The 13,805-nt window shown below is 45.6% G+C and carries 7 protein-coding genes; 2 read left to right on the top strand and 5 right to left on the bottom strand.

Annotated features, from left to right (window positions below):
• Window positions 1–42 precede the first annotated feature (42 nt).
• The 5 genes from QUA27_RS07025 to QUA27_RS07005 form a co-directional block, all read right to left on the bottom strand.
• Entirely contained in the window at window positions 43–492 is a 450-nt protein-coding gene (locus QUA27_RS07025) for an EVE domain-containing protein (RefSeq protein ID WP_333067157.1), read from the bottom strand.
• Complete coding sequence (locus QUA27_RS07020) at window positions 489–2,840, bottom strand: FHA domain-containing protein (RefSeq protein ID WP_333067156.1); 2,352 nt, start codon at window positions 2,838–2,840, stop codon at window positions 489–491. The genes QUA27_RS07025 and QUA27_RS07020 overlap by 4 nt, the downstream gene beginning before the upstream one ends.
• A 77-nt stretch (window positions 2,841–2,917) precedes the next feature.
• Window positions 2,918–4,657 (bottom strand): ABC-ATPase domain-containing protein, encoded by a 1,740-nt coding sequence (locus QUA27_RS07015; protein ID WP_333067155.1) that lies wholly within the window; start codon window positions 4,655–4,657, stop codon window positions 2,918–2,920.
• A 192-nt stretch (window positions 4,658–4,849) separates the two neighbouring features.
• Window positions 4,850–5,887, bottom strand: a complete 1,038-nt coding sequence (locus tag QUA27_RS07010) for a M28 family peptidase (protein WP_333067154.1) — start codon at window positions 5,885–5,887, stop codon at window positions 4,850–4,852.
• A gap of 352 nt (window positions 5,888–6,239) precedes the next feature.
• Entirely contained in the window at window positions 6,240–6,818 is a 579-nt protein-coding gene (locus tag QUA27_RS07005) for a hypothetical protein (protein ID WP_333067153.1), read from the bottom strand.
• A gap of 786 nt (window positions 6,819–7,604) precedes the next feature.
• On the opposite strand from QUA27_RS07005, the gene QUA27_RS07000 reads away from it, so the two are divergent.
• Both QUA27_RS07000 and glgP read left to right on the top strand, forming a co-directional pair.
• Window positions 7,605–10,502 carry a sensor domain-containing protein gene (locus tag QUA27_RS07000; RefSeq protein WP_333067152.1) on the top strand — a complete coding sequence of 966 codons (2,898 nt, stop codon included), beginning with the start codon at window positions 7,605–7,607 and terminating at the stop codon, window positions 10,500–10,502.
• A 381-nt stretch (window positions 10,503–10,883) separates the two neighbouring features.
• The gene (glgP, locus tag QUA27_RS06995) at window positions 10,884–13,442 is read left to right on the top strand and encodes an alpha-glucan family phosphorylase (protein ID WP_333067246.1); all 2,559 of its coding nucleotides are present in this window, start codon (window positions 10,884–10,886) and stop codon (window positions 13,440–13,442) included.
• Window positions 13,443–13,805: the final 363 nt, after the last annotated feature.

The raw sequence follows: 13,805 nt of genomic DNA, 5'->3' as shown, positions 1-13,805 counted from the left end.
TGAATAAATAATGCTATGCTGACGCACCCTACTTAGCTATAGTTATGTCATCTTCAAAATCTTCTCAGCAGCACCTTCAGATACAGGCATTACCGATAACCGATTACCTTTCCTCACCACCCAAATCTCATCCGCCCTAAATTTTTGTTTCAGTTCATCTAAAGATATTAATTTAGGAAATTCCTCAACAAACTCAACTCTCACTGTTTGCCAGCGAGGTGAATCAAACTCAGATTTACGATCGTAATATTCGCTATTCATATCGAACTGAGTTGGGTCAGCAATCCCAGTCTCAACGACACGCACCAACCCAACAATTCCCGGAAGTTTAGTATTGGAATGGTAAAAAAATACTAAATCTCCCCGACTCATTTCTCGTAGAAAATTGCGAGCTTGATAGTTGCGAACGCCGTCCCAAGTACAAGTGCGATCGCTCTTCAAGTCGGCAATACTGTAAACATCCGGTTCCGACTTCATCAGCCAATAATTCATAGAATATCCTTCCGCTTCTGCAACCACAGAGTCAACATCAAATAAACAAAAATATGCACGCACAAAATACCCCAGTTCAAACCCAAATTTTCCCATGTTGAATCGTAAACCGGAGTAGGCTCAAACGGCTGAGTAAGTGTACTCCCATCCGGCAATGTAGTAGGTGCGGGAACCATCTCATTCACATTAACTAAAGAGCCGTAAGCACCCACAGACCAGCGGCTTAACATCAGCCAAGAAAACTTGCTCGCCGCACCTTCCATCTTAAACAAAACTCCAGAAAAAATAATCTGAGGCAGCAATAAGAGAGGCAAAGCGCTGTTAGCTTGAGAGCTATTCTTAACAATCGCGGAAACCACTAATCCGAGACTTATGCAGCTCATTAAAGTTAGGAATGTGGTAATACCTGCTCCCACAGGCCAGGAAATAAAACTCGGTTCGGGGGATTTAAAAGCACTCAGAATAACTCCTACCATTAATAGTGTTTGCAATACTGCCAAACCAGAAAGTATAAAGATTTTTGAACCTAAATAAGCAAACAATCCTAAATTGACCAAACGTTCGCGCAGATAAATAGCAGATTCTTTAACAATTTCTTGCAGAGAAGTTGCCAGTCCTACCCAAATAGCCGCGCAGGTAAATACAAATAAAACTCTGAGCGCTAAAGGTGCTAAAGTTGCCTCCGGTGCGCCAATTAATGGGTCTTTATCTCTGACGGCTAGCCGCAGTAAACTAATGCCGATCGGCGCTGTCAAAAGAGCTAAACTCAAGTTAACTAAGTCGCGGGAAATAAGCTGAAAATAGCGCTGGGCGAGCAAAACTAGTTGTTTTACAAAAGATTGATATTTGGGTGCTGAAGGCGTTGTTGCATTCGCCTTGCCTGTGCTGAAGTGGTTGACAATATAGCACTGATAGTAGGGAGATTTATTAAATTTTTCTGCCCAGCTTTGAACGTTGGTTTCTCCTGTTTCTAATTCGTTATAAATGTCGGCAAAATCGCCCGTTTTGACATCAAAAAAATCGATCGCTTCCCTAGGCGGGCCGAAGTAACAGAGGCGTCCGCCGCGACCCATAAACACAATCCGATCGCACATCGTGATATTTGCCGTCGCGTGAGTCACCAGAATCACCGTCCGGCCTTGATTTGCCAAATTTCGCAGCAGTTGCATCATCTTCTTATCCAAACCCGGATCGAGTCCTGAAGTCGGTTCGTCTAAAAAGAAAAGTTTCGGGTCTGCTAACAGTTCGACTCCGATGCTGACCCGCTTCCGCTGTCCGCCACTAAGCTGTTTTACCAAAGCCTTGCGACGGTGAGTCATTTCAATATCTTCTAAAGTTTTTGCAACTACCTGATTGACATCTGTATCGGGAGGTAAGCGCAATTTAGCTGCATAACTCAAGACTTCTTCTACTGTCAAATCGAGGTGCACAATATCCTCTTGAGGCACGTAACCGATTTGATTGCGGTAAATATTGAAGTTTTGGCGCAGGTTGTCGCCGTTGAGAAACACAGCGCCGTTAGTGGTTTTTTCAATGCCTAAAAGCGTCCGCATTAAAGTAGATTTGCCAGCGCCGCTACCGCCGACTAAAGCCACAAACTGCCCCGGTTCGATCGCCAAAGTGATGTTATCCAAACGCTTCGGAATCACCAGACAGTCAGCATCCAAACGAATTTGATGGCCCGAGTCTTGCATCTGCAACTCACCGCTGCGGTAAGTTAGAGTAAACGGGCCGATCCGAATTGCATCTCCCTCGGACAACTGTACAGAATTTGTCACTCGCTGACCGTTAACAAAAACCCCGTTAACGCTGTGGTCTCGCAAAATATAATTGCCGCGACTGTCTTGGTCGATTGTGGCGTGGCGTCTAGAAACAAGCGGCGCATCTAATTGCAGCGAAGCGTTTGGATCGCGGCCCAACAAAACCGACCGATTTTTAAGAAGAATTGACTGCTTGTTAGGGACAGCAACCTGATTCGCCAGCGGATTAAAATAAGTCAGCAAAACTTGATTTTGAGGATCGAGACCGATTTTAATTTCTGTGCCGTCTTTCAGACAATAACCGTCATTGGGAGTGATGCGAGTGCGATCGACAAATAAGCCATTAGTGCTCGGCCGCTGCCCGTCACCGTCGTAAATCCAGTAATTATCCCCAATTTGGCGCAAAACACCGTGAACCCCGGAAACTGCCCGCCAAGCATCGGGAATGACTAAATCAGCACGAGTGCGAGCGCGCCCCAATACGTGCTGCCGCTGTTTTAACTCTAACTGTAAAATTTCCCCTTGATTGCTTAATACTATATAAGGTCGATCGCTTAAAGCAGTCAGTTGTCCTATATTGCCTGTCATACTTCAATCGCGGTTTTTGCACTCACTTTTGTCAGCATATCAAAAGTAGGACAACAATACACTTATATTAAGCAAGTCTACTTGGCAACAACCGACAAACTGCGAAGGCGATTAATTGCCACCGCCAATTCAAACCGTCGAAACATGGCAAAATCCCCTTCAGGAAAAGGTGATAAAATATCCATTCCCTGCGCCTCAATATCTGCCATCACCAAATCTATGATTTCCGACAAAGTGCGTTTCCCGTCCATGTATTGCTGCTTAGCATAAACCATTGCCGCAGCGATCGCCCTTAACTGTCCGCTGTCCACAATTTGCTCAACAGAACCCAAATCAATCTCCTCAGTTCCGAAAGCCAATTCATCAACATCCCGCACCTTCACCCGCACATCTCGCCGTCCCCGACTCGGGTCTAAACTAGCAGGAATCGGCACTCTTTGAGTAATCTCACCAAAATTTTCTCCCCCTTCAGCAGCACGGCTAATCGAGTATTTTTTAGAAATTTCTTTCGCTTTTTCCGTCACATTATATGCGTGAAAGTTATCCATTGCAATCACAGTATCCGCAACATCAAAATAATCGCCACTTCCCCCCATTACTAAAATAGTCGATACGCCATAATCCGCATACAACTGTTTAACTTTATCAATAAACGGCGTAATCGGTTCCTTATCCTTAGCGATGAGTTCCTGCATTCGGCGATCGCGAATCATAAAATTCGTCGCTGCCGTATCCTCATCCACCAATAAAACAGGCATTCTCCCCACTTCCAAAGCCTCAATAATATTAGCAGCTTGCGACGTACTGCCACTCGCATTTTCAGTATAAAATTGTACAGTATCTCTACCTTGTGGCAAGTGGTTAATAAAAGGTAAAATATCAACTCCCGCCACACTTCTGCCATCTTCCGCTCTAATTTTAACCGCCGTAGGGTTAGCCACCACAAATTCCCGACCATCTCCCGGAATTCGGTTGTAAACTCCCAACTCGATCGCCCTGAGTAAAGTTGATTTGCCGTGATAGCCACCGCCAACAATCAAAGTAATGCCAGCGGGAATACCCATACCGGAAATCAAACCGCGATTCGGACAATTAAACTCAACTTTTAACGACGGCGGTGACTGAAAAGCCACAGCATTATTTAACAAATGGCGATCGTCAACACCCGTGCGGCGAGGCAAAATAGAACCTTCAGCCACAAACGCAACTAATCCTTTTTCAGCTAACTGTTCCCGCAGCCAGTCAGCATCTTCTACAGTTTCAACCTGACGGCGACAGTCGGCAGCATTTAAGTGAGAATATTTGAGAGAATTGCTGACAATTTGGGGAATATCTTCGCACAGCATTTCAGCAGCTTGTCGCCCTAAGATACTGCGTCCGCCTGCAGGAAGTCCGACGGCAAATCGCAGTTCAACTCCTCCTAAATCTGCGATATCGGATGTATTTGACGAAATGATAAATGCGGAAGTTCGCTCTAAAACTTCTTGTCCGAAGCCAGTCACTGCAATCATACCGCTTTTCCCAGTGCCACGCTTGCTGCTGATGCTATTTGCTGCTTTGTCAAACTGGCGAGTTAGGTAATCTCGCAGGGCTATTTCTCGACTGTGAGATTTGAAAAGTTCGCGGGGAATTTGAGCAATGTTTGGGGTAACTATGACTCTAAATTTACTGGGAGAAGCAAACGGATCTCCCTGCACGTAATCAATAATTAATGTAAATTCAGAAAATTCGTAGTTACCTTTAATGTCTTTGTAGGCTTTGTAGCCTCGATTGTCTAGTTGCAGTAAATGCCGTTGCAGGTTTTCTTTGTTAGTCATTTGTTATTGGTTATTGGTTATTAGTTATTTGTTATTTTTACCTAGTTCCTAGGCTCTGCCTAGGAACCGATTTCTAGAGGCTCTGCCTCGCTTGCTTGGCGTGGGAAAATTGGAGGCAGAGCCTCCGGATATGCGTTACCAGGCTCTGCCCGGTAACGAGTAGATTACCGATTACCAATTCCCAATTACTAATTACCGAATTTCCAATAATTTAGCCACGGCATTAACAACAATTTGAGCAGAACCGGCGAAAAAAGGTCGATCGATAGTTGCTAATGTATCGCTAGATTGATGATAGTGGGGCGATCGCAAATTTGCAGTATCCGTCACCAACACAGCACCAATCCCTTTATACCAAAAAGGCGCGTGGTCGCTCCGCAAAACATCGGGAGTCAGCAACCCTTTGAGGGGAACCGGCAGCGCCACCACCGCAGGCAAATCGGCTTTTCCCGACTCCGCAAAACTTTTCAACAGCAGCGGATGTTCCGCATCCCCAATCACAGCGATAAACTCGCCTTTGTCGGGAGATTTTACCCCCGATGCTTCTAGAAAAGGTTGCGCTGTCAATCCTTCGGGATATTGCTGGCATCCGGGCGTGCGGCAGGCATAACCTACCATATCTAGGACGATCGCTCCCTGCAAATTTTTTAACCGCGCGTCGCTACCTGTAAATGCTAAACTGCCTAAAAGTCCGAGTTCTTCCCTGTCGAAAAAAGCTACTTGCAATGTCCGAGGCGTGGGACGAGAACCCAGCAATCTTGCTACTTCTAAAACTACTGCAACTCCCGTCGCATTGTCGTCAGCGCCTGGGGAGTTTGGTACCGTATCATAGTGCGCTGCGACTAAAATTGCACCGGCGTTTGAGTTAGTGCCTTTTCTCTCAGCGAAGACGTTGATTCCGCGATCGAACCGCTGCAAATCTGCGGAAAATCCTAAAGTTTGCAATTGCTGGGAAATGTAGTCTCTAGTAAAAGAGCGAGATCGTTCTCCATCGCTTTCTCCTGCTAAAGTCTCGACGTGTTTCCACAGCCTGGACGGGTCAATTTCCGACTGAAAAAAAGTATTTTTTTCAGCAGGAAGCGGTAAGGGAGAAGGATTTTGGGAAGTGTGGATATTGCGATCGATCCCAACTTCAGGTACAGCCGACAACCGCTGCCACGAGTCAGAACGCCAACCCACAGCCACCATCGCAACTAGAATAAATAGCGCTATCCAAATCAATTGTTTCATCAGTAAGTCTATGTGAGATTTTAGACAGAGCTTATGCACTCCTTGCTCTCATCAACCGGGTGTTTTAGCAGAAGCGAGGGCTGCAACAAAGTCTTTTCGTCAAACCCGGTTGATGCGTCCAGAACTGTTATATTTTAGATTTTATGTTGAGACCAGAGCTACAAATAAACCTGTTTCAAAAAATGAAACTCAAAAATATTAAAATTAGCGGTGCCACAGGCAGTTTTGTATTTTTGATTTAAACAAGCAGGTAAAAGTCTTGGGATGTTGCCGTCGAATCTATCTTGGTTATTGGAGCGTTCAACGGCGACATTCAAATCACTAATTTACCTTTAAAATTTACAAGTCAAAACTACTTTTTTTCCCACTCAATCTCCTTATTATCCAAGATTAAGCCACTGCTACTGGGAAAAGCATAAGGAATAGTTTTTGCAGAAAATTCAACTATTTGAGTTGGTTGTTGAAACCACTCGGAATAACTCGGGTTGAGTTGGTCGTACAGTGCTTTCAAAGCTTGAATTTCTGCCTCTAGCTGCGCTGCTGCTTGATTGATTCTACGAGCTTGTGCTTGCAAGCGTTTTTCCCCGGTTTGAACGTGGTTTTCCACTTCTTGCCAGTGCTGTCCGGCCAGCAATTTGTCTAATTCGCCTTGTTTGTAATTGAGTACAGCCTGTCTTTGTTCCAGTTGCTTTTCAATATTTTTAGTTTCTCGGTCAATCTCCTGGATTTGCTGCAACCACTGCTCCCCAAAAGCAGCAGTTTGCTGGTGGAACTCAGCAATGGCTTCAGGAGTATTATTTTTGGGAAAACTGACTGCCACTCGGCACTCAGAGCGCTGTATGCCAAGTTTTTCCCGCGACTCTTGCAGGGCGGTAACTTCTGCTTGCAGCGCGCGGACTTCTTTTTGGAGTTCTGGGATGGTCTGACTCATGGGTTCAATTAGTGGACCTCTGCATCGATTTTAAGCTAATTGTTTATTTTTCTAACAAGTCCCGGTCGCCTCCTTGCGGGAATTATCTAATTTTAGCGCTCCCACCCGGTGTCTAGGCAGAATGGCGGATAATTTGTGGCACAATGGCTGATGACATATTTTAGATTAAGATTAAAATTGTAATTAGTTATAAAGCTAAATTATTAGCTTGGCAAATTTTAATTTACAAATCCACATAAATTCCGGGTGGCTGGGTTTTCCTATGGTAGAGAAAGTTCTGCTAAACTTTTTGAGATTTATGATTGTTAAAAAAATATTTAAAATTAGGAAATAGAGCCAATGAAAATAATTTTTCAATTAATGTTGGGATATTTCGCGGTTGCTATTTTTGGTGTGGGATGTGGCATAAATCCAAAAATGTTACCGACAAGTCTAGGAGATGGGCATGGAACTCTCCTTGTAGAATGGATTTTGATTCGATCTCAGAAACATAGCTATTTGCCCTCGGCATCTCGCCCCCTTACTTCTGCAAGCGCCACATTATTTTTGGATAAATTATCCCCAATTGAGCCAGTAGAATTACCGACTTACAATTATATACAATCTCAGGAAAGTCAGATAAAAGAACCTAATTTTAGCTTAAAAATAATCGGTAATTATCTGGTTTTCATTTTTTTTATCTCATTATTAATTAGGGGTAAAATAGTAAATATATTATCCAAGAATATGAGGTTAATTAAAACGAAGTCTGAAACAGATAATGACAAGCTACCAAAAGGAGAAAAAGTGTTGTATCCAAAAAAAGAACTGGATATCTGGCATACTATTGCCCAAATGACCCAAGATTTGCAGCAAGCTGCCGAATATGCTCTCGATATTTGCGAGGAAATGAACGTCTCGATAATTGCGACCACCCCGGGCGGCCATATCCTGTCGTTAAACCAAGCTACCTGTCAACTTCTGGGATACTCTAAAAAAGAGCTGTTAGGCAAACCAATAGCTGGACTTTTTAAGAAAAATGAATCACCGCCACCCGAGCTAGAGTTAGCAAGTTTAACAGTCGAAAGTTCTGTTCGCAACGTCGAAAAAGTCTACCTTTCTAAACACCGAAAAAAAATAATTGTACAGCTTTCTATTTTAATTATTCGCGACGGTCAAGGCAAGGTCAGCGGTAAGTTATACATAGCACAAGATATTACCGATAGCAAGCGGGCTGAAAGAAATTTGCGGCGCAGTGAAAAAAAGTTTCGCCAACTGATAGAAACTGTTAATGCTGTTGCGTTTATCTATCACCGCAGACAGTTCCGCTATGTCAATGCTCAGACTGAAGCTCTGACAGGATATACTCGCGAAGAATTACTAGCATTGGATTTATACGACATAATTCATCGAGATTTTATAGAAATAGTTAAAAACTGGGGTAAATCCAGCCACGCACGCTCAAATGCAGGGTCAAAATATGAATTAATAATAGTCGCGAAAACCGGACAAATGCGCTGGATTGAAGCAACTGTAGATATTATAAAATTTGAAAAAAAAGCCTCAATATTAATCACAGCATTTGACATCAGCGATCGCAAATTAGCAGAGTTAGAACTAGAAACATCTGTTTCATTGCTTCAAGCAACCATTGAATCTACTGCTGACGGTATTCTGGCGGTTGACAGTGGAGGAAACGTTGTCAGCTTTAACCGTAAATTTGCCGAAATGTGGCAGTTGCCGGATTTACTGGTTGATTCGAGAGATAACCACCAAATTGTGGGGTTTGGAATCAACCAGTTAAAATATCCGGAAATATTTCTCAACCGTGCTAAAGAATTGTCCGATCGCCCCACAGAAGAAAGTTACGATCTCATCGAGTTGAGAGATGGCAGGATCTTCGAGCGCTACTCGTTGCCCCAGCGCACGAAAGGCAAAATTACTGGTCGAGTATTCAGTTTTCGGGATGTAACGGAACGGGTGCAATCCGAAGAAAAACTGCGCAAAAGCGAAGAACGCTTTCACCTGCTGACGCGGGCGACCAATGATGCCGTATGGGATTTTGATTTGTTAAAAAATGAGTATTGGTTAAGCGTAGAATTTGAAAAAGTTTTTGGATACAAACTCAACGAAACTCAGACGATAGAATTAGAATCTTGGTGGCTAAATATTCATCCAGAAGAACGGGCAAGAGTGATGTTAAGCTTCAACCAAGCAATGAACTCAGATGCTCAATGTTGGTCTGAAGAATACAGCTTTCACCGTGCAGAGGGGGGATATGTTTTTGTGCTCGATCGCGGCTATATCATCCGCAATGAAAGTGGCAAAGCAGTAAGGGCGATCGGTACGATGATGGACATCACTCAGCGCAAGCAAGCTGAAGAAATTATTCGCTATCAAGCTGTTTATGACCAACTCACCGGTTTACCGAACCGGATACTTTTTAACGAGCGGCTGCTGGCCTCATTAAGAGAAGCTAAAAAAACAAAAAAAATGCTAGCTGTGATGTTTTTAGACTTAGACAGGTTCAAAAAGATTAATGATACACTAGGTCACGCTGCGGGCGATCGCCTTTTAGAAGGTTTTGCCGGACGCATCAGCGACACTTTGCGATCGACTGATACGGTAGCCCGCTGGGGAGGCGACGAATTTACCATACTGCTTCCCGACATCAATTGCTTAGAAGATGCAGTTAAAACAGCTCAAAGAATATTCAACAATTTAAAGCCACCATTTAAACTAGAAGGACAACCGTTTCACGTCAGCAGCAGCATCGGCATTGCCCTTTATCCCGATGACGGTGAAGATGCCGAAACTTTAGTCAAAAATGCCGATGCCGCCTTGTACCGCGCTAAAGAAATGGGAAGAAATAACTATCAGTTATATACTTCAACGATTAATCCCCAAGACAGCCAGTTACTAACTATAGAACACAGGCTGCACGAGGCTTTAGAACAGGGAGAATTTGAGGTTTTCTACCAGCCCAAAGTCAACATCACTACTTGGGAAATTCAGGGCATGGAAGCCCTGCTGCGCTGGCAACATCCACACTTAGGTTTAGTTACTCCCGCTACATTTATTCCGATCGCCGAAGATAACGGATTAATTGTAGCTATTGGGGAATGGGTGCTGCAAACAGCCTGCACTCAAAATAAAGCTTGGCAGGATGCTTTGCAGCCAGATTTGCGGGTAGCAGTCAACGTGTCGGCTCGGCAGTTCCAGCAATTTAATTTATTAGAAATGGTAGCGAATTGCTTGGAAAAAAGCGGTTTAGCACCCAAGTATTTAGAGTTAGAAATTACCGAGACTACAGCTATGCAAGATGTGGACTATACCACAAAAGTTCTCAGGGAGTTGCAGAATATGGGAGTGCAAATTGCGCTGGATGATTTCGGCACGGGTTATTGTTCTCTAAATTATCTCAAAAAGTTTCCCTTGAATATCTTAAAAATAGATAAATCCTTTGTCAGCGGATTGACGACCGATCCCTGCGAACGGGCGATCGCCAAGGCTATAGCGACGCTAGGGCGAGATTTGAACTTGAGCGTGGTAGCCGAAGGAGTAGAAACTAAAGAGCAGTTGGAGTGTTTGCGCGAACTCCACTGTCAAGAAATTCAGGGTTATTATTTCAGCCCTGCCCTCTCGGCTGGTGAGGCTAGCAAACTTTTGGTAAATTCTATGTTGAGGAAAGTGCAAATTGCTTAATTAGTCATTAGTTATTAGTTATGGTTCTTGACCGCGAATCTTAGTCTCGCGACTTATTTTCCTCCGCTGCACCCCCAACATCATCACTGCTATAGCGCTGCAGCGAGCCTAAGTTGTCCGGCTATTCGTTAAGATGCTTGCCCAAAAAGTGACACAGCGCTCTTAACTTGAGGGATTTTCAGCTCCGAGGCATCAAGTCCTCGCTCCCGCCACCGCAGTTAAAAGCTTAGCTTGGTTAGGGACACGGCACGGCGTCGTGTGCTTAATGATGGTCGATCGCGATCGCCCGCCCTTGTTAAAACTTAAAATAGTGTGCAGAATAACGGACTTGTACCTAAAGACAGAGGAAAATATCGCTACCCCAACATAAACGCTTTGTCTATGCAGCCAATTCGCACATTTAACGTTTCCCCGTCGCTACCGACAATTCTCGAACCCCTACGCAAGCTTGCCTACAACTTGCACTGGGACTGGAACGTCGATACCAAAGACCTCTTCCGCCGCCTCGATCGAGACCTCTGGGACTCCAGCAACCAAAACCCGGTGCTGATGCTCGGAACCATATCTCAAGAGCGACTGCAAGAAATGGCAGAAGACGAAGGCTTCATTGCCCAAATGAACCGAGCAGCCCAGCAGTTAGACGATTATCTCAAAAATCGCGCCTGGTACCGCAAACAGCGCGGCACCGAGCAGCAAGAATGCTACGCTTACTTTTCGATGGAATTCGGCTTAGTTAAAGCCCTACCGATTTATTCGGGCGGTTTGGGCGTGCTCGCAGGCGACCACCTCAAATCAGCTAGCGATTTGGGCTTGCCCTTAGTCGGTGTCGGCTTGCTATACCAAGAAGGTTATTTTTCGCAGTATCTCAACGCCGACGGCTGGCAGCAAGAACGCTATCCGCTCAACGATTTCTACAATATGCCGCTGCACCCAGAACGCAATCCCGACGGTTCGGAATTGCGGATTGAGGTGGACTATCCCGGCCGCAAGGTGTATGCCCGGATTTGGCGGGTACAAGTGGGAACGGTTCCTTTGTACCTAATGGATACAAATATTGAACCTAACAGCCGCTACGACCAAGATATTACCGACCAACTGTACGGCGGCGATAAAACTCTGCGGATGCACCAAGAAATCATGCTGGGCATCGGTGGCGTTAAAATGCTCAAGGCATTGGGGCTGACAGTTACGGCTTATCACATGAATGAAGGCCACGCGGCTTTCATGGCTTTGGAACGCATTCGGATGCTGATGGAGGAATATCACCTGAGTTTCGTGGAAGCGGAACAGGTGGTGGTTTCGAGCAGTATGTTTACGACTCACACGCCGGTGCCTGCTGGGTTTGACTTGTTCGAGCCGGATATGGTGATGCACTATCTCGATCATTATCCTAGGATGTTTGGCTTGTCGCAAGATGAGTTTCTGGGATTGGGCAGGGAGAATACTAGCGATTTGTCCGCACCTCTGAATATGGCAATTTTGGCAATTAAAATGTCGAGTTTTGTCAACGGGGTGGCGGCTTTGCACGGTGTGGTGTCGCGCCCGATGTTTCAGGGTTTGTGGCCGGGTTTGCCACAGGAAGAAGTGCCGATTACTTCGATTACCAACGGGGTGCACGCTCGCAGTTGTGTGGCGAAGTCTACTCAGGAGTTATACGATCGCTACCTGGGCCCGGATTGGGAAATGACTCGCAAGGACGATCGTCTCTGGGACAGGATGTCGTCGATTCCTGATGAGGAACTATGGCGCAATCACGAACGCTGTCGATCGGAGTTGGTGGTGTTCGCGCGGGAGTGGCTGGAAAAGACTTTGCGCGAGCGCGGTGCGGCCCAAACGGAAATCGAACACGCGCGGGAGGCACTCAATCCGAAGGTGCTGACGATCGGGTTTGCGCGTCGCTTTGCTACTTACAAGCGGGCGACGCTATTTTTGCGCGATGTCGATCGAATCATGCGGATCATGCGGGATCAAAATCGCCCGGTGCAGTTTGTGATTGCTGGGAAGGCTCACCCGATGGATATTCCGGGTAAGGAATTGATTCGAGATATCGTTCACTTCATCCGCGAGCACGAGACGATGAGCTCGATGGTGTTTTTACCGAACTACGACATTAACGTTGCTCGGATGATGGTGTCTGGGTGCGATGTGTGGCTGAATACGCCGCGCCGCCCGCGTGAGGCTTCCGGTACTTCCGGGATGAAAGCTTCGATGAATGGTTTGCCGAATCTCAGCATTCTTGACGGATGGTGGGATGAGGCTGATTATGTTCGTACCGGTTGGCCGATCGGACATGGGGAGTTTTACGAAGATACTAAGTATCAGGATGAGGTCGAGGCGAATGCTTTGTACGACTTGATGGAAAAGGAAGTTGTACCCCTATTTTACAACCGGGATGCTGATGGAATTCCCCGCGGTTGGACGGCGAAAATGAAGGATTCGATTCGCTTGAACTGTCCTTTCTTCAATACTGCTCGGATGGTGAAAGATTACGCGCGGCGGGCATATTTCCCGGTGAGCGATCGGTTCTTCACGATGACTTCGGATAATTGCGCTCCTGCCAAGGATTTGTCTCACTGGAAGAAGCACGTTCTCGCGAAGTGGAAGGATATTAAGATTGAGGCTGTTGATATTTCCCAGGATAAGGAAGTTAAGGTCAATCAGTCGATCTCTGTTAAATCTCGGATTAATCTGATGGGATTGACGCCTGCGGACGTGCAAGTCGAACTTTATCAAGGTTCGGTTGATGCTAACGGAGATATTGTCGGCGGCGTGCCGGTGGTAATGGAGTATTTGGGAGAAGATGCTAACAATGCTAGCCTTTATACGGCTGACATTACTTATACTTCTAGTGGTTTGCAAGGTTTGTCGTTGCGGGTTTTGCCGAAGCACGATAATCTCAGCAGTCCTTATGAAGCTGGCGTGATTCTCTGGGCACATTAAAGGAAGGAAGAAGGAAGAAGGAAGAGGGAAGAAGGAAGAAGGGCACGGATACACGGATGAATTTAACTGTGTTTCCCAATTCTCCCCCTCTCCCCCTCTCCCTCTCGCTGTCTCCTCCTCTCTCTCGCACTCTTTATGGAAGTTGGGGAATGACTATGTAGCCGGTTGTGCAACGATCGCCCAATACCAGATTCCGCTCTATTCCCAGTACCACCAGTTAGCGCGTATATAAGCGTACAGCAAGGCATCTTGCTGGTCTTCTAAGGCTTGGAGGGGGGCAAAAGTGGTGGGATTTCGGGGATGTTTGAAGCACGGATCAACGCTGATTATTATGCAGGATGTTTGTGAAATTCAGAGTTGGCT

Source organism: Microcoleus harperi Pol14_C6 (genome assembly GCF_036701295.1).
Taxonomy (GTDB): Bacteria; Cyanobacteriota; Cyanobacteriia; order Cyanobacteriales; family Microcoleaceae; genus Microcoleus.
This window is presented reverse-complemented; position numbering and strand designations above follow the sequence as displayed.

Bases quoted from the DNA above. Each gene is read 5' to 3' on its own strand.
- QUA27_RS07025 (WP_333067157.1), bottom strand. From the start codon at position 492: ATGAATTATTGGCTGATGAAGTCGGAACCGGATGTTTACAGTATTGCC.
- QUA27_RS07020 (WP_333067156.1), bottom strand. From the start codon at position 2,840: ATGACAGGCAATATAGGACAACTGACTGCTTTAAGCGATCGACCTTAT.
- QUA27_RS07015 (WP_333067155.1), bottom strand. From the start codon at position 4,657: ATGACTAACAAAGAAAACCTGCAACGGCATTTACTGCAACTAGACAAT.
- QUA27_RS07010 (WP_333067154.1), bottom strand. From the start codon at position 5,887: ATGAAACAATTGATTTGGATAGCGCTATTTATTCTAGTTGCGATGGTG.
- QUA27_RS07005 (WP_333067153.1), bottom strand. From the start codon at position 6,818: ATGAGTCAGACCATCCCAGAACTCCAAAAAGAAGTCCGCGCGCTGCAA.
- glgP (WP_333067246.1), top strand. From the start codon at position 10,884: ATGCAGCCAATTCGCACATTTAACGTTTCCCCGTCGCTACCGACAATT.